Genomic DNA, 17,599 nt, shown 5'->3' with positions numbered 1-17,599 from the left:
GGCTATTTTAGATGATCTTTAAGGCGGTTTATCCAGATCTTTTTCGGAGCGATTATCTCGCTAGCGCTGCCGTTTACGGCGTGATAGATCAATGTACCGTGCAAGCTCGCGTAGTAGCGGATTATGAGGCGCTGCAAATAGGGCTCGTAGCTCGGCACGAACCAGCCGTTATTGCTGATCGCTACGACGTATTTGGGCGAGCCCTCGTAAAGCTCTGCGCGCGTAGCCTCGTAGCAAACGGCGCTTCTTACGCTTCGCCCGCCAAGCTCGTAGTCGCTAAAGCCGCTAGCTGTGGAAAAATCGGTCGCGCCGCCTAGCAGCACGCGGTTGATGAAATTTCGCGCGAATTCCGGCAGCGGCACCATTTCGCCAAACGGTACCAAAATGTGCTTATCGAAGCGCTTCATTTCTCCGTTCGCAAAAAGATAGGCGCTGTTGTAAAATTTCCCGTTCTCATACGCTTCCGCGCCCGCTACGATAGTAATTGCGCGCGATTTTTCCTTTAGAGCTCCAACTAGCACGTTTTCTAAATTTAGCGGCATCGCAAAGGCGCTCTCGGGCAGTATTATCGCGTCTTGTCCCTCTGCGATCGCATCATCAATCCGAGCCAAATTTGCCAACGCGGCGGATAAAATTTTATCTTTCGTCCAGATGTCATGCTGCGAAATATCGGTGTTTGCGAGTGAAATTTTAATCGGTAGCGGCTCGGGCTCTTTTTGGCCGAATTGCAGCGCGCAGATCAAAAACGCCGCGAAAATCGAGGCGTTAAGCTTAGCTCTGGCGCCTCGTCCGCGTAGATACAAAACTGCGCAAAGTCCCGCTAAAACAAGAGCCAGCGCGCTAAGATCGGCTCTGAAAATTCCATGGCTTAGCAGCAATTCAAAATTTAGCCAATCAAAGCCGAAAGGATGGATAAATTTTAGAATTAAAAGGCATGCAGCGCGCAAAACGGGCGCGTCAAAGATCGCAAAGATGCGGAAAATAAAGGCATAAACGAGACAAATTCCAAGAATTTCAAGCGGGATCAAAAACGCGAGATTAAAATAGATCAGACTGAAGCTGATCCAGTGCATCCACAGCGCGCCGATAAAAAATCCGCACCAAAACCACTCCGCCTTGCTTGCCTTTAGCAGATAATAAAGCGCCGCTATCGCAATTAAAGGCGAGAAAAATTCCGCCGCTAGAGCGATTAAACCGTCAAATTTAGAGCTTAAAATTTCTACGAAAATAAAATTTGAAAGCGCAAGGGCAAGAACAAAGCCTTTATTTATGTAACTTAATGTAAAATAGCTACTTTTTAAATTTCTAATGAAGGAAACACATGGAACAAGGAAACTTCTTTGCATCAATCCTGCCTATCGTCGTAATCTTTGCGATTATGTATTTTTTGATTATCAGACCGCAGCAAAAACAGGCCAAGGATCATAAAGCGATGGTCGATGCGCTCGGCAAAGGCGATAAGATCATAACTAGCGGTGGCATAAAATGCACGGTCGTGAAAACAAACAATGATTTTATCACAGTTAAGCTTAACGATGAGGTCATGGTTGAGCTAGATAAACAATTCGTAGCAAGAAAATTAGATGAGCAGTAAAATTTCATACCGCCTGCTGATCTTTTTGGCTGCGGTAATTTTTTCGGCGATTTTTGCCGCGCCTTCGATCTTTCAGACCGAAAAGGGAAGCAAGATAAACTTGGGTCTGGATCTGCAAGGTGGCCTGCATATGCTTTTGGAAGTTCAAAGCGACGAGGCGGTCGTTTCAAAGATCAAATCGATCGCTGCGAGCGTCAATTACGCCGCCAAGCGCGATGATCTGCTGATGGACGGGCTAAAATTGGAAGGCGATTCGTTTGAGTTTGAAATTTTAGACGCAGACGAGGCTTCTAAATTTGATGCGATTTTGCATAGCGCCGCAAGCGGATTAGACATTCAAAAATCGGGCGAAAAATATCGCGTTACGCTAACGCCCGAGGAGGTCGAAGCGACTAAAAAGTACGCGATCGAACAGGCTGTAGAAACTATCCGAAACCGCTTGGATCAATTCGGACTTGCGGAGCCGACGGTAGCAAAGCAGGGCGAGAGTTATATTTTGGTTGAGCTTCCGGGCGTCAAAAGTGCGGCGGATGAGCAGCGCGCCAAAGATCTGATCGCCAAAGCGGCTCACTTGCAGCTTATGGCGGTGGACGACGTGCGCCAAGACCGCGCGCAGACTATCAGTGCAGCGGATGCCAGAGCTTACGGCGACGTGATCTACCCGGACGTTAAAAATCCGAATTACAAGTATCTCATAAACGAAATTCCGGTGCTTGATGGCGCGATGCTAGTTGATGCGAAGGTAGCTTTCGATCAGCACACCAACCAGCCGATCATAAATTTTACGCTGAACTCTCAAGGCGCTCAAATTTTTGGCGATTTTACCGGCAAAAATGTCGGTAAGCGCCTTGCGATCGTCCTTGATGGCAAGGTTTACTCCGCACCGCGCATTAACGAGCGCATCGGCGGCGGCAGCGGTCAGATCAGCGGCGGATTTAGCGTCGAGGAGGCGCACGACGTAGCGATCGCGCTTAGAAGCGGTGCGCTTTTAGCTCCGGTTAAAGTATCCGAAACGCGCAGCATCGGCCCTAGCCTAGGACAAGATAGCATCGATAAAAGTATGGCGGCGCTTAGTCTTGCAGCGGTTGCGATTTTGATCTTTATGATTTTCTACTACGGCGTAGCGGGGCTTTTTGCCGACATCGCGCTTGTGGTAAATATCTTGTTTTTGATCGCTTGTATGGCGCTTTTTGGTGCAACATTAACGCTTCCTGGAATGGCGGGAATCGTGCTAACTATCGGTATGGCGGTAGATGCGAACGTAATCATTAATGAGCGCGTTAGAGAGGTGCTAAGGACGGGAGTTTCAATCCGCCAAAGTATAAATAAAGGCTATGAAAACGCGATGAGCGCGATCGTGGATTCAAATATCACTACGCTAATTACTTCTGCTGCGCTTTATGCTTACGGCACGGGTCCAGTGAAGGGCTTTGCCGTCACGATGAGTATCGGTATCGTAGCGTCGATGATAACGGCTATTTTAGGCACCCACGGAATGTTTGAGCTAGTAATGGATAAGATGGAAAAGAGCAAAAATACCGCGCTTTGGCTCGGTTATAAAGTAAGAGGAGGCGCAAATGCAAGTGTTTGATAAGGGCAAAATTTATGATTTTATGAAATTTAGATATTTTACTTTTGCGCTTTCTGCTGTTTTGATAATAGGCTCCATTGCGCTGTTTTTCATTAAGGGCATTAATTACGGCATCGATTTTAGCGGCGGTACGCTCATTCAGGTTAAATACGACGCTAAAGCACCGCTTGATGAGATCAGAAAACGCTTCGAGGCGGCAAATTTAGGCAATATCAACGTTACAGAATTCGGCAGCGATCAAGAAGTTACGATTAGATATTCAGGCGCTGCGAGTGAACTGGGCGATAATCCTGCTTTAGCGGCGCAAAAAATTTTGCAAGGCAGCGGAAATTTCGACATTCGCAAGGTCGATATCGTAGGTTCTAAAGTCGGCGAGGAGCTTCGCACAAACGGAATTTTAGCGGTATGCGTGTCGTTTGCGCTCATTTTGGTTTATATCACCCTGCGGTTTGAATGGAGATTTGCGATTGCGGCCGTATTATCGGATCTGCACGACGTCGTAGTTGCCGTAGGTGCGATGATTTTAGCCGGCGTGGATTTCAACCTTGAAATTTTAGCTGCGCTTCTAACTATAATGGGCTACTCGCTTAACGATACCATCGTTGTTTTCGATAGAATTCGAGAAGGTGTAAAAGATAGTAAATCGATTAAGCTTGATGAGGTTATAAACGAATCGATCTCTCACACGCTATCGCGTACGTTGCTTACTTCGCTTACGACTCTCATCGTCATTGTGATTTTATTCGTTTGGGGTGGTGAGATGATCCACGGCTTTAGCTTCGTGATGCTAATAGGCGTCATAGCAGGAACATTCAGCTCTGTATTTGTAGCTGCTCCGATGCTGATTTTGTTTAAATTTAATGTCGAGAAGTACCGCGCGTTTTTAGCCGAAAAACAGCGCCGTATCAAAGAGAAAGAAAAGAATCGCGCCATGTATGAAAAAGGCACGGTGTAAGGATAGAAGATGAACTGGGGAAGGGTAATTTACATATTTTTTGCGCTGATGAGTATGACTACGATAGGCGGGTTTTTGTATGAGAAGAATGAAATTTTACTTTTCATAGCAACCAGCGTGAATGCAGTCTCGACGCTTTTGAAGGTAGGCGTGCGAAATATGCTAGCAGCCGAGCTTTTTGCAAGCTCGCTCGTAGCGGATCTGCATCTCATACCGGCGTTCGTTTTGATTGTAGTAGCGCCGGGAGATCTATCGATCGTGACCTCGCTTGCGATCGGCGCGCTACTTGCAAACTTTTTCTCGCTAATTTTAATAGCGATCGAGTCAGCAAAAACTAAAGACGAATTCTAGGAGCGCAAAATGCCTTACGATAGTAAAAGTATTGAGCTTAAATGGCAGAAAATTTGGGATGAAGAGGGAGTTTTCGAGCCTAAGGACGATTATAGCCTGCCTAAAAAATATATCCTTTCGATGTTTCCTTACCCAAGCGGCCGCATCCACATGGGGCACGTGCGAAACTACAGCATCGGCGACGCGCTAAGCCGCTACTACAGGCTGCGCGGATACAACGTGCTTCAGCCGATCGGCTTTGATAGCTTCGGCATGCCTGCGGAAAATGCGGCGATCAAACACGGCATTCACCCTAAAACTTGGACTTACGAAAATATCGATTATATGAAAAAGGAGCTGCACCGCCTTGGCTTTAGCTTTTCGGCTCGCCGCATGCTCGCTACCTCCGATCCGCTTTATACGCGCTGGGAGCAGGAATTTTTCATCAAACTTTTTGAAAAAGGGCTTATCTATAGAAAAAGCGCCGTGGTAAATTGGTGCGAGCACGATCAGACGGTGCTTGCCAACGAGCAGGTCGAGGAGGGCAGGTGTTGGCGCTGCGGCAACGAGGTCGTGCAAAAGCAAATGCCTGGCTACTACCTAAAAATCACCGCCTACGCGCAGGAGCTTTTGGATTGCCTAAAGCAGCTTGAGGGCAAGTGGCCCGCTCAGGTGCTTACGATGCAGGAAAACTGGATCGGACGCAGCGAGGGTTTGGAATTTAGCTTTAAATTTGACGAGCAAAGCAGCGCCAAACTTGGCGGCATCGAGGGCTTTAAGGTCTTTACGACGCGCCCCGATACGATCTATGGTATGAGCTACGCGGCGCTTGCGCCGGAACACGAGGTCGTAAAGAGACTTTTGGATAATAATTTACTTGACGCCGAAGCTGCGGCGAAGGTGAGAGAAATTTTAAATCAAAGCCCGCGCGAGCGCCAAGCAAGCGATAAAGACGGCGTGAGCCTCGGAATCAGCGTGCTTCATCCGCTAAGCGGCAAAAAAATCCCCGTTTGGACCGCAAATTTCGTCCTAGCAGAATACGGCGGCGGTGCGGTCATGGCGGTGCCTGCGCACGATGAGAGAGACTTCGAGTTTGCAAAGAAATTTAACCTGCCGATCATTCAAAGCATCGCTTCTAAAAGCGGCGATTACGACGCTAGCAAAGCTTACGTCGAGAGCGGAGTTTTGGTAAATTCCCAAGAGTTTAGCGGCATGGATAGCGAGAAGGCAAAAAGCGCCGTCATCTCAAAATTTGAGGAGCTAGGGCTCGGACGCCGCGTGGTAAATTTTAAACTGCGCGATTGGGGAGTGAGCCGCCAGCGCTACTGGGGCGCGCCGATCCCGATGATCCACTGCCCAAAATGCGGGCTGGTAAGCGAGGAAATTTCAAATCTGCCCGTAGAGCTTCCGCAGGATATTAAGATCACCGGCAAGGGCAATCCGCTGGATACGCATCCTAGCTGGAAGTTTTGCAAATGCCCTAAATGCGGCGGCGACGCGGTACGCGAGACCGACACGCTCGATACATTTTTTGAAAGCTCATGGTATTTCGCGCGCTACGCAAGCGACGAACGGACGTGGCAGCAGCGGGCGTTTGACGAGCAAAGCGTGAACTACTGGATGAACGTCGATCAGTATATCGGCGGCATCGAGCACGCGATCTTGCACCTTTTGTATGCGAGATTTTTCCAAAAGGCTCTTCGCGACATAGGCTATCTGCGCGATAGCGAGCCGTTTGAGCGGCTGCTAACTCAGGGTATGGTGCTAAAAGACGGCGCAAAGATGAGTAAAAGCAAAGGAAACACCGTCGATCCGGACGACATCATCGAGACCTACGGCGCCGATACGGCGAGGCTTTTTATACTTTTTGCCGCGCCGCCGCAAAAGGAGCTTGAGTGGAACGACAGCGCGGTAGAGGGCGCGTATAAATTTCTTAGCCGCCTCTACGATCGCGCCGAAAACGCTTATGCTACGGATAAAATTCCGCAGATCGACCACGCCGCTTTAAATAAAGAGGAAAAATACGCCCGCCTCAAAGTTTACGAGGCGCTTAAGAAATCGCAGCAGGTTTATGAGAGCAGTTTTGCTTTTAATACCCTAATCGCCGCGTGTATGGAGGCGCTAAATGCGCTAAATGCGCAGAGCAACAAAGACGTATTTACTGAGGGTTACTTTGTGATTTTAAACCTGCTCGAGCCTATCGTGCCGCATATCTGCGCTGAGCTTAGCGAGAAGCTGTTTAAAAGGCGGAATTTCGGCGAGCTGAGAGTTTGCGAAGAGGTCTTTGAGAGCGATACGATCAAGCTTGCCGTCACGATTAACGGCAAAAAACGCGCCGAGTTTGAAGCGGATGCAGGCCTAAGCGAGGGCGAAATTTTAAGCCTTGCAAAGCAAAACTGCGCCAAATGGCTAGAAGGCAAGAGCATCGTAAAAGAAATTTATGTCAAAAACAAGCTTGTAAATTTGGTGGTAAAGTAGGCGAAGATGAGAAAAGTTTTAACCGTTTTTTGTTTGATTTTTTTAATCAGCTGCGGCTACAAGCCCGTTTCAAGGATCGCGAAAGAGACGATGAGTGGAAGCGTATTTGTGGATGTGATGATGAGCAAAACTGATCCGCAAAACACCGTCGCGATCAAAGATGCGATCAGACAGGGTATAGTCCAGCGCCTAGGGATGAGCCTTGCGGATAAAAACTCGGCGCAGACGATCGTAGTAGCGAGCATAAAAAGCCTAAGCTTTAGCGAGCTTTCATACGATCAGTTCGGCTATGTCACTAGCTACCGCGCAAATCTCATCGTAAATTTTAGCACCAAGCTTAAAAACGGCGAGGTTTTCAGCAAGGATTGCGTGGGCGATTACGATTTTAAAGTTAGCCGCCTAGTCAAAAATAGCTACGATACGAGCTCGATCATTAGCGATAAGGACCGCTACAAGGCGATCGAAAATGCCTCCGCGCAGGCGTTTGACGAGTTTATTTCGGCGCTTGCGATTAGGGGATTCAGACTTGAGCGGGCGCAGCATTAAAGAATTTTTGCAAAATCGCCCGATTTATTACAAAAAAATCGACTACGAGCGCTTCCCGCGGGCATATGCCGCCATTAAAGATAAAATTCCGCTCAGAAATGTCATTCAGATCATCGGCACCAACGGCAAGGGTAGCACCGGGCGGTTTTTGGCTAACGCGATCGCCGCAGCGGGCTTTAGCGTAGGGCACTACACCAGCCCGCACGTTTTTAGGCTCAACGAGCGCATCTATCTAGGCGGACGGATCGCGCAAAACCCCGTTTTTGCGTTGAATTCCGACGCTTCAAATTTTAAAAACGAGCAAAATTCCGCTTTGGCGCCAAATTTTACGGAAAAACAAAATTCCATAAAGATGCAAAATTTTGCGAACAGAGAAAATTCCGCCTCTCAAATTTCTATTTCTAATTTGCAAAATTCCACCACGCAGGATTTTATCACCATGCAGGATTCGCATGGTGAGCAGAATTCTGCCCTGCAGAACTCCGTTTATACCATGCAAAATTTTTGTAGCAAGCATAATTTCATCGCGCAAAATTCTACTTCTACACAAAATTTATGGAATTCTCAAGATCTCAAATCGCCGTCTGAGCAAAATTTAAAATTCTCGCCAGAGCAAAATTTTAAATCTCAGCTAAGATCAAATTTTAAATCCACTCAAAGCTCGCTTCCCATTTCGCTAGGGCGCGATGCTACGGATGAGGAGCTTGATTTCGCGCATGAGTTTTTGCAAGAGAGCTTGCCCGCGGAGTTTAAAGATAGCCTGTCGTATTTCGAGTATCTCACTCTTGCGGCGGCAGTGCTTTTTAGGGATTGCGATTACTGCGTGATCGAGGCTGGGATGGGCGGCGAGTTTGACGCTACGTCGAGCTTTGGACGCACGCTGTCGCTTTTTACACCGATCGGCACCGATCATTTAGGCATGCTAGGACAAAATCTAGAGCAGATCGCCCACACCAAGCTCATTACGATGGATAAGGAGGCGATTTTAAGCGATGAGATGAGCGAGGTTCCGCTTCGTATCGCGCAGCAGATCGCAGAGCAAAAAGGAACTCATTTGAGGTTTGCAGCAGAGCTTTTAAGCAAGAGCGAGCAAGCGCAGATCGCGGAGTTTTGCGCGTGCAATAATCTACCTAAATTTCAAATTTCAAATTTAGCCCTAGCGCTTGCCGCGATGAAATTTTTAAATTTGAAATTTGAAATTTCACAGCTGCCGCCTCTAAATTTACGCGGCAGGATGGAAGTTTTGGCGCCAAATTTATGCGTGGATGTCGGACACAACGAGCTTGCGGCGCAGCAAGTCGCCCGTGAAATTACCGAAATCTACAGGGGCAGAAAGATCGTGCTGATTTACAACGCCTTTGCCGATAAGGACGTAGCTGCTGTGCTGCGGACTTTAGCGCCCGTGGTAGAGCGCGTGGAGATCTTTAACTACGAGGTTGCGGATCGCGAAATGGCGGCAGAGGCGATAACCCGTGCGCTTGACGCGCTTAAAATTCCGCATTCGCCGTTTCGCGGCGAGCTTAGAGCGGACGAGGAGTATTTGGTTTTTGGCTCGTTTCATTTGGTAGAAAATTTCATTTTATGGCTTGAGGCGCGCCGTGGCTAAAACTAAACTTACCCTAAGCGATCACTTTGGCACCAAGACGCTGTATTTTGGCGAAAATTTTAGATTTCAACTTAAAATTTTATCCGCGTTTTTTGTAATTTTTCTGCTTGTTTTGTTTTTTGCGATATTTAAACTCGCGAGCGACCGTTCAAATTTAAAAGAGCTAAACAAAACCCTATACGCCGAAAATCTCGCGCTAAAAGAGCAAAATATCGCGCTTGAGGGCAAAAATGAGGAGGTGCTTGCCAAGCTGGACGGACGCGAAGACGATGGAGGCGGGCTGGATAGTGATATCCAGGTAATGCTTGCGATGAATGAGATGAAAAAGGAGCGCAAAAAGGGCTCCGGCGCGCACATCGCAGCTAGCGAAAAAACGGCGAGCGTGATCCTTAGCGCCGTGCCTAACGGCCTTCCGATGCAGTATCGCGGCGTTACTAGCCCTTTTGGGATGCGCACTCATCCAATCAGTGGCGTTATGAGGATGCACCACGGCATCGACCTGCGAGCGAGCGAGGGCACTCCGGTGTTTGCGACGGCAGAGGGCTTCGTGCAGTTTGCAGGTGGTAGCGGCAGCGGATATGGAATTTTAGTGATTCTATCGCACAATTACGGCTTTGAGACCCGCTACGGCCACCTTAGCTCCGCGGTCGTAACGCCCGGTTCTTGGGTTAAAAAGGGCGATCTCATCGGCTATAGCGGTAACACCGGCTACAGCACCGGTCCGCACTTGCATTACGAAGTTAGGTTTTTGGCTCAAAGCGTTGATCCTGCAAATTTTATGAGCTGGAACGCGCAGAATTTCAAAAATATCTCAACCTTGGAGCCTAACGTATCGTGGCAGGAGATCGCAAATGTCGTGCAACACCAGATCGAAAGGTTTAAATAATGCAAGCCGAGGTTTACGAATACTTTTTGCAAAACCAAAAAGAGCTTTTGATCTGCGAGGACGATAAAGAGGCTGCGGCGTGCGAGCAGGTGCTTAAATTTATGGGCTACGCGACCTTTTGCCTACCCGATTTTAGAGCGAGCTTCGGCGAGGATCTTCGCAGCTACATGGGCGAGCTTGCGGGTATCAGCACCGCTCTTAGCGCGTTTTATAAAACAAGCGACAAAAAAATTTTAATCTCTCCCGTCCGCACGATCCTAAATAAACTCCCCGCCGCAAGCCATCTGCGCCCGCTAAATTTAAAATTTGGCGAAGAGTTAAACTTAAGCGAGCTGAAAGATGAAATTTTGCGCCTGGGATACGACGTGCGCGACATCGTCGAAAGCATGGGCGAGGTTAGCTTCCGTGGCGAGATCATCGATGTTTTTTCGGTAGGGAGCGAAAGCGCGGTTAGAATTCTACTCGACGGCGAGACGGTTGAGAGTATCAGGCGCTTTGACGTCGCGACGCAAAAAAGCGAAAAAGATGAGCTTGCGCAAGCCGAGATAGCGCCGTTTTTAGCAAATTTAAGCGAGGACGAGTTTGAGAGCGTGAGCGAAAAGATATCGCGCGCGGACAGCGACGCGTTAGCTCGCGATCTGGGCTCGCTCGGGTTTTGGTTCATTGAGGACTTCGTCGATTACACGAGCGCGTTTGATTGCATCTTGTTGCACGAGATCAAAAAGGATGAAATTTTTTCCGAGCGCAATTTGGATTTTTTAGACGCGATCGAGGTATTGCCTGCGGCGCGTAAATTTAAAGACCTCGCCGTGACGCCGTCGCAGGAATTTTTTGAATTTCATCGCAGCGAGGCTATCACGCTGATCGCGCGAAACGACGCACTGCTCGCGCCGTTTGATCTTGGCGGATTTAGCAATATCGAAATTTTACGCGAGGATTTCGTCGTAAATTTAATAAGCGCCGAGCGAATCATTCTTTCGCTAAACAAAGCGACGCCTAAAAAGCGCGTGCGAAGATCGAGTCTGGCTCTAGATGAGCTAAACGTGGGTGATTTCGTCGTGCATGAAGATCACGGCATCGCTAAATTTAACGGGCTTGAGCTCATCGAGGTGATGGGGCGCAGCAAGGAGTTCGTATCCCTGCTCTACGAGGGCGGCGACAAACTGCTGCTGCCGGTAGAGTATCTAAATAAGATCGATCGCTACGTCGCAAGCGGCGGCGCCGTGAGCTTGGATCATCTGGGCAGGGCGAGCTTTTCAAAAATTAAAGAGAGAGTGCGCGAAAAGCTCTTCGCGATCGCTTCAAAGATCATCGCGCTGGCGGCAAAGCGCGAGCTGGTGCGGGGGCTCGTCATCAAAAACGAAAGCGCGGATTATGCGAAATTTCTAAGCGCAAGCGGCTTTAACTACACGAGCGATCAGCAAAAGGCGGTGGGCGCGATTTTGGCGGATCTGCAAAGCGGCAAGGTGATGGACCGCCTGCTTAGCGGCGACGTGGGCTTTGGAAAGACCGAGGTTGCGATGAATGCGATCTTTGCTTGCATCCGCAGCGGCCATTCAGTGCTGTTTTTTGTGCCTACGACGCTGCTTAGCTCGCAGCATTACGCTACGCTTAGCGAGCGCTTTAGGGAGTTTGAAATTCCCGTTTTCAAGCTCGATCGCTTTAGCAGCGCGCGACAAAAGAGCGAGATTACAAAGCGCCTGCAAAGCGGCGAGGCGATCGTCGTGGTCGGCACGCACTCGCTTTTAAATTTAAACCCCGCAAATTTAGGGCTCATAATCATCGATGAGGAGCATAAATTCGGCGTTAAGCAAAAGGAGCGGCTCAAAGAGAAAAGCGCCGCCTCGCACCTGCTTAGTATGTCTGCCACGCCGATACCGCGCAGTCTAAATATGGCGCTAAGCTCGATTAAAAGCTACTCCACGCTGCTTAGTCCGCCGCAGGATCGCCTGGACGTGCGCACCTTCGTCAAGCAGTGGGACGAAAAGATCATAAAAGAGGCGATCTCGCGCGAGCTGCGACGCGGCGGGCAGATTTTTTACGTCCACAACCACATCGCGACGATGCAAAACGCCAAAAAGAAACTGCTTGAAATTTTGCCGAGCCTTAAAATTCTAATTTTGCACTCCAAGATCGACGCTAAAACTACGGAGGATGAAATTTTAAAATTTGTAGCAGGCGGATACGATCTGCTACTTTGCACCAGCATCGTAGAAAGCGGCATTCATATGCCGCGCGTAAATACAATCATCGTCGAAAACGCTGATAAATTCGGCATCGCCGATCTGCACCAGCTGCGCGGCCGCGTCGGACGCAGCAACAAACAGGGCTTTTGCTACTTTTTGATCGAGGATAAAACCGCTCTTACGCAGGACGCGCTAAAACGGCTCGTAGCGCTTGAGAGCAACTCGTTTTTGGGCAGCGGCTCGGTGCTAGCGTATCACGATCTAGAGATTCGCGGCGGCGGAAATCTGCTCGGAGAGGCACAGAGCGGGCATATCGAAGCGATCGGCTACTCGCTTTATCTAAAAATGCTCGAAGAGGAGATCGGCAAGCTGCTAAGCAGAAAGAGCGCCGCTGCGAGCGTGGAGCTTAAAATTTCCGTAAACGCCTTTTTAAACTCGGAATTTATCAGAGAGGATCGCCTGCGCCTAGATCTTTACAGGCGGCTTAGCAAGTGCGCCGAGGCGAGCGAAGTGCTTGAAATTTTCGGCGAGATCGAGGACCGCTTCGGGCGTGCGGACGTCTACACCAAGCAATTCATCGACGTGATGATGATTAAGGTTTTGGCTACGAAGCTTGGCTTGCGCGTGATTTCGAGCATGGACGAAAATATCTTGATCACCCTTGCAAACGGCGATAAGGTGCGATTAAAGGCACAGACGCGCGACGATGACGACGTGATAAACGAAATTTTAATCTATCTGCGAAGGGAGCTAAAAAATGCGAACTTGCGATGAAAATATCAAAAAAAGCGCGAGCAAAAGCAGAAGCGAAGGGCTAAATTTAGACTCGGTAAGCGGTTTGAATTTAGCGCCGCAAGCCATCCTAAAAAGTGCGCAGAGCGGCACCGGCGAGCAAATTTATTTCAGCGATTTTAGCGCGATTGATTGGCGCACGGTACAGGTCGCCGTCTTTCGCGCAAATAAAAAGGCGCTAAAGATCGTCCGCGATATCGATTTCACGGGTATTGACGCGCTTGTGGGGCTAGAGAGCCAAAAATCAGCTCTTATAAAAAACACTGACGCCTTCCTGCGTGGCGCGAGCGCCAATCACGCACTACTATGGGGCGAGAGCGGCTGCGGCAAATCAAGCCTTGCGAAGGCGGTTTTTTCTAAATTTATCCCGCAAGGCCTTAAGATCATCGAGATCGGCAGGGACGATCTGGGCTATCTCGTGGATATAATCGACGCGATCCGCGAAACAAATTTTAAATTTATCATCTTTTGCGATGATTTGAGCTTTGAGCTCGGCGAGAGCGGCTACAAGCACCTAAAACCGCTGCTAGAAGGATCCTTAGAGCGCGCGCCGCGCAACGTGCTGATGTATGCGACGTCCAATCGCCGCCACATCGTAGGCGAATGCGCAAGCGATAACGACGCCGCGCAGATCAGTCGCGGCGAGCTGCACCTAAGCGACGCGGCGAACGAGCGAATCAGCCTGAGCGAGCGCTTCGGACTGCAGCTAAGCTTTTACGGCGGGAGCATGCGGGAGTATTTGGGGATCGTAGATGCCTATTTTGCGGCTGCGAAAGGTATGAGCGCGGCGGAATTTCGCTTGAGCTTTGCTGCAAATTTAGACGCGCTGCACGCAAAGGCGAGGGAGTTTGCGATGCTTCGCGCAAGCCGCAGCGGCCGCGCGGCAAAGCAGTTTTTCTTGAGCTTTAGCGAGGAATTTTTTACAAATTTAAAAGGCGGCGGCAGATGAATACGGCGCGAGAATTTCAAAATGTCGTAAGCGAGCTTAGTTGCGGCGTAAAGCGGCTTCTGGAGCGAAGCAGGGCAGCGGCTGCACTAAAATTTAAAGTTGCCGCTACGTGCGCGACGATCGTTAAATTTAAGCCTAGCGGTGCGTCGAAATTCCTTCTCATCGCAGGTGTCTTGCAAGAACAAACCCCGTTTGCGTCTGTTTTTGCAACGCATAAATTTCAAATTTTTATGCGTTGCACGGCACTCTTTAAGCGAAATTTAAAAATTATTTCGGCGTATGCATCGCTTGTCGCAAGATGCGGCGAGGTACGGATTATAGAACCGAAATTTGATGCTCCCAGCGTCCTTGGAGACGGCAGATGAGCGCGACCGAGCTTTTTATCGCGCTTTTTCGCGCCGTGAAAATCAAGGATTTTCGCTGGTGGCCCGGATTTGGAAGCTTTGAGGTGGTCGTGGGGGCGATTTTGATCCAAAATACGGCGTGGCGCAATGCTGATGCGGCACTGCAAAACCTGTGTAGCAAGGGGCTTTTGAGTCTAGATGGGATCGCCGGGCTAGATGAAGCGGAGCTTGCGGAGATCATCAAAGTAAGTGGATTTTATAATCAAAAAGCTAGACGCCTAAGCTTGCTTTGCAAAGCGATAATCGCGGATTTTGGGGATTTTGAGAGCTTTAAATCGGGCGTTAGCCGCGAGTGGCTGCTAGCGCGCAAGGGGATCGGCGCGGAGAGCTGCGATGCGATCTTGTGCTATGCGTGCGAGCGCGCGGTGATGGTCGCGGACAGCTACTCGGCGCGGCTGCTCGGGGCTTTGGGCTATGAGTTTGAAAGTTACGACGAGCTTAGCGCGTGGCTCGGCGAACTGGAATTTGAGCGGATCTATGAGTTTGTAAATTTCGCTAATTTTCCCTGCGATGCGGCGGCAAAAGCAGATAAGCTGGAGAACGAAAACAGCACGTATGTGTTATTTCATGGACTCATCGTGGAATTTTGTAAAGCGCATTTGAAAGGTAAAATTTTCGATGATTTTGCGATGGAATTTTTTGATAATTTAAAATAAATCTTAGCCGTCTTTGAAGCAAAGAACATTCTATACCATCTAAGTAGCGATAAATAGGTGATTTTATGTATTGTTAAGCGCCGATATAGCAAAATTTAATTAAAATCACGGCGATAAATTTGGTTAAAAAATCGATATATAGGGGAGTTTATGACGAAAAGAAAAATTTTGATAGTATTTGGAACGCGCCCGGAGGCCATTAAGATGGCTCTGTTGATAAAGGAATTTCAAAAGCATGCGGAATTTGAAGTGAAGGTTTGCGTTACGGCGCAGCACAGGCAGATGCTCGACCAGGTGCTTGAATTTTTTGAGATCAAGCCGGATTTTGATCTAAATTTAATGAAGCAAGGGCAGGATCTGTACGACATTACGTCAGGCGTTTTGCTTGGTATGCGCGATGTATTTAGCGAATATACCCCGGACATCGTGTTTGTGCATGGAGATACGACTACTACTTATGCCGTTTCTTTAGCGGCGTATTATCAAAAGATCGACGTGGCACATGTCGAAGCTGGACTTAGGACGCATGATATCTATTCGCCGTTTCCTGAAGAGATAAATAGGCAGATGACGGGGCTCATCGCTAAATATCACTTCGCGCCGACTGCCGACGCAAGAGATAATCTATTAAAAGAAGGCAAAGATTCAAAAAATATAATCGTTAGCGGCAACACTGTTATAGACGCGCTTTTGTGGACGATAGATAAAATCGAAAACAACGAGCTGCTAAAAAATAAAATTTTATCCTTTATAAATTCCAAATATAAGCTTAGTGATAGAAAATTTATTCTCGTTACAGGACACAGACGAGAGAATTTCGGAGAAGGCTTTGTTAATATTTGTGAGGCTTTACGTGAAATAGCGCTAAAAAATGAAAATATCGACATCGTTTATCCCGTGCATCTAAATCCAAATGTAAGAAAGCCTGTGGGAGAAATTTTATCGGGCATTTCGAATATATTTTTAATTGATCCGCTAGAGTATGATAGTTTCGTCTATCTTATGAGCAAGTCATATATGATAGTAACAGATAGCGGCGGCATCCAAGAGGAGGCGCCGAGCCTTTGCAAGCCCGTTTTAGTTATCAGAAAAACTACCGAAAGACCTGAAGGGATAAGAGCAGGATGTGTGAAGCTTATCGGCACCAAGCGCGAAAATATCATAAAAGAGGTGCAAAAATTATTAAATTTAAAAGATGAATATGATAAAATGAGTAAAAGTGTAAGCCCGTATGGCGACGGTAAAACTTGCAAAAAAATACTGGAATTTTTAAAAGGAATATTATGAAAAAAGTTTGCATCTTAGGTCTTGGGTATATAGGGCTACCGACAGCAGCACTTTTGGCAAATAGGGGCTATAAAATCCACGGCGTTGATGTAGTGCAGAGCGTCGTAGATACGATCAATGAGGGTAAAATTCATATCGTAGAGCAAGGGCTTGGGGAGCTTGTAAAAAAATCAGTAGAAAGCGGAAATTTAAAAGCAGACGTTAAGCCTGATTTCGCAGACGTTTTTATCATAGCTGTTCCGACGCCGTTTCGAGACGGATACGTGCCAAATATCGATTATGTCATAAGTGCGGCAAAATCTATAATACCATACGTAAAAGACGATAATATGGTCGTTTTAGAATCCACTTCACCGATAGGTACCACCGAAAAGATAGGCGAAATTTTAAAAAATGGCGGTGTTGATATTTCTAAAATTTATATCGCTCACTGCCCTGAGAGAGTTTTGCCCGGTAAAATTTTAAAAGAACTTACGCAAAACGATAGAATCGTGGGTGGAACTACAAAAATTGCTACTAAAAAGATAGCGGAATTTTATAGGGAATTCGTTAGTGGTAGCGTTTTGCAGACGGATTCTAAGACTGCAGAGATGTCAAAGCTTACAGAGAATTCTTTCCGCGACGTAAACATAGCCTTTGCAAACGAACTTAGCATTTTGTGCGATAAATTCGGCATTAACGTCTGGGAGCTTATCTCGCTAGCAAATCGCCATCCGCGAGTTAATATTTTAAGCCCGGGCTGCGGCGTAGGTGGGCACTGCATAGCGGTCGATCCATGGTTTATAGTGCATGCGGGCGGCTACGAAGCGAGGCTGATCAAATCCGCAAGAGAGGTGAATGATCATAAAGCTGATTGGTGTATAGAAAAGATCAAAAAAGCCGCTTTGAAATTTGAGCTGCAAAACGGCAGAAAGCCAAAAGTAGCGTGTATGGGGCTTGCTTTTAAGCCGGATATCGACGATTTGAGAGAGTCGCCAGCGCTAAATATAACCAGGCGCCTGATCGCAGACGGTATCGATGTGATCGCCGTAGAGCCCAACATCAAGGCTCACAAAGATTTTGAGATAGCGGATTATAAAAAGGCTATTGAAATTTCGGACATTATCGTATTTTTGGTCGGACATAAGGAATTTAAAGGGCTGAAAATAGAAAAAGAAGTTTTGGATTTTTGCGGCGTGCGAAATACTAATATTTAATATTTTTCAAGGTATGGTTAATGATACAAGCAATAGTTAAAAAAGGTAAGGTTTTAGCGGAGCAGATCCCCGCTCCGAGCGTTTCAAAGGGATGCGTTCTTATAAAAGTAGTAAATAGCTGCATATCGGCGGGCACCGAGATA

Annotated in this window: 15 protein-coding genes; 14 read left to right on the top strand and 1 reads right to left on the bottom strand. The window is 47.8% G+C overall.

The genetic code is table 11. The features are described 5' to 3' along the window. Positions 1 to 2: 2 nt before the first annotated feature. Positions 3 to 1,346: an apolipoprotein N-acyltransferase gene (locus tag Q0140_RS01750; RefSeq protein WP_297961060.1), complete on the bottom strand. Its 1,344-nt coding sequence runs from the start codon at positions 1,344 to 1,346 to the stop codon at positions 3 to 5. On the opposite strand from Q0140_RS01750, the gene yajC reads away from it, so the two are divergent. The 14 genes from yajC (at position 1,322) to wecC (ending at position 17,456) form a co-directional block, all read left to right on the top strand. Continuing rightward, positions 1,322 to 1,594, top strand: a complete 273-nt coding sequence (gene yajC, locus Q0140_RS01745; protein ID WP_005872282.1) for a preprotein translocase subunit YajC — start codon at positions 1,322 to 1,324, stop codon at positions 1,592 to 1,594. The genes Q0140_RS01750 and yajC overlap by 25 nt on opposite strands. Continuing rightward, complete coding sequence (gene secD / locus Q0140_RS01740; RefSeq protein ID WP_297923402.1) at positions 1,584 to 3,185, top strand: protein translocase subunit SecD; 1,602 nt, start codon at positions 1,584 to 1,586, stop codon at positions 3,183 to 3,185. The genes yajC and secD overlap by 11 nt, the downstream gene beginning before the upstream one ends. Further along, positions 3,172 to 4,140 (top strand): protein translocase subunit SecF, encoded by a 969-nt coding sequence (secF, locus tag Q0140_RS01735; protein WP_297961057.1) that lies wholly within the window; start codon positions 3,172 to 3,174, stop codon positions 4,138 to 4,140. The genes secD and secF overlap by 14 nt, the downstream gene beginning before the upstream one ends. A 9-nt stretch (positions 4,141 to 4,149) precedes the next feature. After that, a complete protein-coding gene (locus tag Q0140_RS01730) occupies positions 4,150 to 4,491 on the top strand; it encodes a DUF6394 family protein (protein WP_005872279.1) in 342 nt (113 codons plus the stop codon). A gap of 9 nt (positions 4,492 to 4,500) precedes the next feature. Further along, positions 4,501 to 6,948 (top strand): leucine--tRNA ligase, encoded by a 2,448-nt coding sequence (gene leuS, locus Q0140_RS01725; RefSeq protein WP_297961054.1) that lies wholly within the window; start codon positions 4,501 to 4,503, stop codon positions 6,946 to 6,948. A 6-nt stretch (positions 6,949 to 6,954) separates the two neighbouring features. After that, a complete protein-coding gene (gene lptE / locus Q0140_RS01720; protein WP_297961050.1) occupies positions 6,955 to 7,494 on the top strand; it encodes an LPS assembly lipoprotein LptE in 540 nt (179 codons plus the stop codon). Then, on the top strand, positions 7,475 to 9,100 hold the full coding sequence (locus tag Q0140_RS01715; RefSeq protein WP_297961047.1) for a bifunctional folylpolyglutamate synthase/dihydrofolate synthase: 1,626 nt from the start codon (positions 7,475 to 7,477) through the stop codon (positions 9,098 to 9,100). The genes lptE and Q0140_RS01715 overlap by 20 nt, the downstream gene beginning before the upstream one ends. Next, positions 9,093 to 9,986, top strand: coding sequence for a M23 family metallopeptidase (locus Q0140_RS01710; protein ID WP_297961044.1), 894 nt, complete (start codon positions 9,093 to 9,095; stop codon positions 9,984 to 9,986). The genes Q0140_RS01715 and Q0140_RS01710 overlap by 8 nt, the downstream gene beginning before the upstream one ends. After that, positions 9,986 to 12,946: a DEAD/DEAH box helicase gene (locus Q0140_RS01705; RefSeq protein ID WP_297961041.1), complete on the top strand. Its 2,961-nt coding sequence runs from the start codon at positions 9,986 to 9,988 to the stop codon at positions 12,944 to 12,946. The genes Q0140_RS01710 and Q0140_RS01705 overlap by 1 nt, the downstream gene beginning before the upstream one ends. Further along, the gene (locus tag Q0140_RS01700) at positions 12,930 to 13,913 is read left to right on the top strand and encodes an ATP-binding protein (protein WP_297961037.1); all 984 of its coding nucleotides are present in this window, start codon (positions 12,930 to 12,932) and stop codon (positions 13,911 to 13,913) included. The genes Q0140_RS01705 and Q0140_RS01700 overlap by 17 nt, the downstream gene beginning before the upstream one ends. Then, on the top strand, positions 13,910 to 14,278 hold the full coding sequence (locus Q0140_RS01695; RefSeq protein ID WP_297961034.1) for a hypothetical protein: 369 nt from the start codon (positions 13,910 to 13,912) through the stop codon (positions 14,276 to 14,278). Before Q0140_RS01700 ends, Q0140_RS01695 begins: the two co-directional genes overlap by 4 nt. After that, a complete protein-coding gene (locus Q0140_RS01690; protein ID WP_297961031.1) occupies positions 14,275 to 14,973 on the top strand; it encodes a 3-methyladenine DNA glycosylase in 699 nt (232 codons plus the stop codon). Before Q0140_RS01695 ends, Q0140_RS01690 begins: the two co-directional genes overlap by 4 nt. Before the next feature lie 150 nt (positions 14,974 to 15,123). Continuing rightward, positions 15,124 to 16,260 carry a UDP-N-acetylglucosamine 2-epimerase (non-hydrolyzing) gene (wecB, locus tag Q0140_RS01685; RefSeq protein WP_297961028.1) on the top strand — a complete coding sequence of 379 codons (1,137 nt, stop codon included), beginning with the start codon at positions 15,124 to 15,126 and terminating at the stop codon, positions 16,258 to 16,260. Further along, positions 16,257 to 17,456 carry a UDP-N-acetyl-D-mannosamine dehydrogenase gene (gene wecC / locus Q0140_RS01680; protein WP_297961025.1) on the top strand — a complete coding sequence of 400 codons (1,200 nt, stop codon included), beginning with the start codon at positions 16,257 to 16,259 and terminating at the stop codon, positions 17,454 to 17,456. Before wecB ends, wecC begins: the two co-directional genes overlap by 4 nt. Positions 17,457 to 17,599: the final 143 nt, after the last annotated feature.

The sequence above is a fragment of the uncultured Campylobacter sp. genome (assembly GCF_938045405.1).
Taxonomy (GTDB): Bacteria; Campylobacterota; Campylobacteria; order Campylobacterales; family Campylobacteraceae; genus Campylobacter_B.
The sequence above is the reverse complement of the archived record's forward strand: the minus strand, read 5'-3'. Positions and strand labels throughout refer to the sequence as shown.

Excerpts from the sequence above, each read along its gene's own strand:
- yajC (WP_005872282.1), top strand. The coding sequence starts at position 1,322 with ATGGAACAAGGAAACTTCTTTGCATCAATCCTGCCTATCGTCGTAATC.
- Q0140_RS01750 (WP_297961060.1), bottom strand. The coding sequence starts at position 1,346 with ATGCAAAGAAGTTTCCTTGTTCCATGTGTTTCCTTCATTAGAAATTTA.
- secD (WP_297923402.1), top strand. The coding sequence starts at position 1,584 with ATGAGCAGTAAAATTTCATACCGCCTGCTGATCTTTTTGGCTGCGGTA.
- secF (WP_297961057.1), top strand. The coding sequence starts at position 3,172 with ATGCAAGTGTTTGATAAGGGCAAAATTTATGATTTTATGAAATTTAGA.
- Q0140_RS01730 (WP_005872279.1), top strand. The coding sequence starts at position 4,150 with ATGAACTGGGGAAGGGTAATTTACATATTTTTTGCGCTGATGAGTATG.
- leuS (WP_297961054.1), top strand. The coding sequence starts at position 4,501 with ATGCCTTACGATAGTAAAAGTATTGAGCTTAAATGGCAGAAAATTTGG.
- lptE (WP_297961050.1), top strand. The coding sequence starts at position 6,955 with ATGAGAAAAGTTTTAACCGTTTTTTGTTTGATTTTTTTAATCAGCTGC.
- Q0140_RS01705 (WP_297961041.1), top strand. The coding sequence starts at position 9,986 with ATGCAAGCCGAGGTTTACGAATACTTTTTGCAAAACCAAAAAGAGCTT.
- Q0140_RS01700 (WP_297961037.1), top strand. The coding sequence starts at position 12,930 with ATGCGAACTTGCGATGAAAATATCAAAAAAAGCGCGAGCAAAAGCAGA.
- Q0140_RS01695 (WP_297961034.1), top strand. The coding sequence starts at position 13,910 with ATGAATACGGCGCGAGAATTTCAAAATGTCGTAAGCGAGCTTAGTTGC.
- Q0140_RS01690 (WP_297961031.1), top strand. The coding sequence starts at position 14,275 with ATGAGCGCGACCGAGCTTTTTATCGCGCTTTTTCGCGCCGTGAAAATC.
- wecB (WP_297961028.1), top strand. The coding sequence starts at position 15,124 with ATGACGAAAAGAAAAATTTTGATAGTATTTGGAACGCGCCCGGAGGCC.
- wecC (WP_297961025.1), top strand. The coding sequence starts at position 16,257 with ATGAAAAAAGTTTGCATCTTAGGTCTTGGGTATATAGGGCTACCGACA.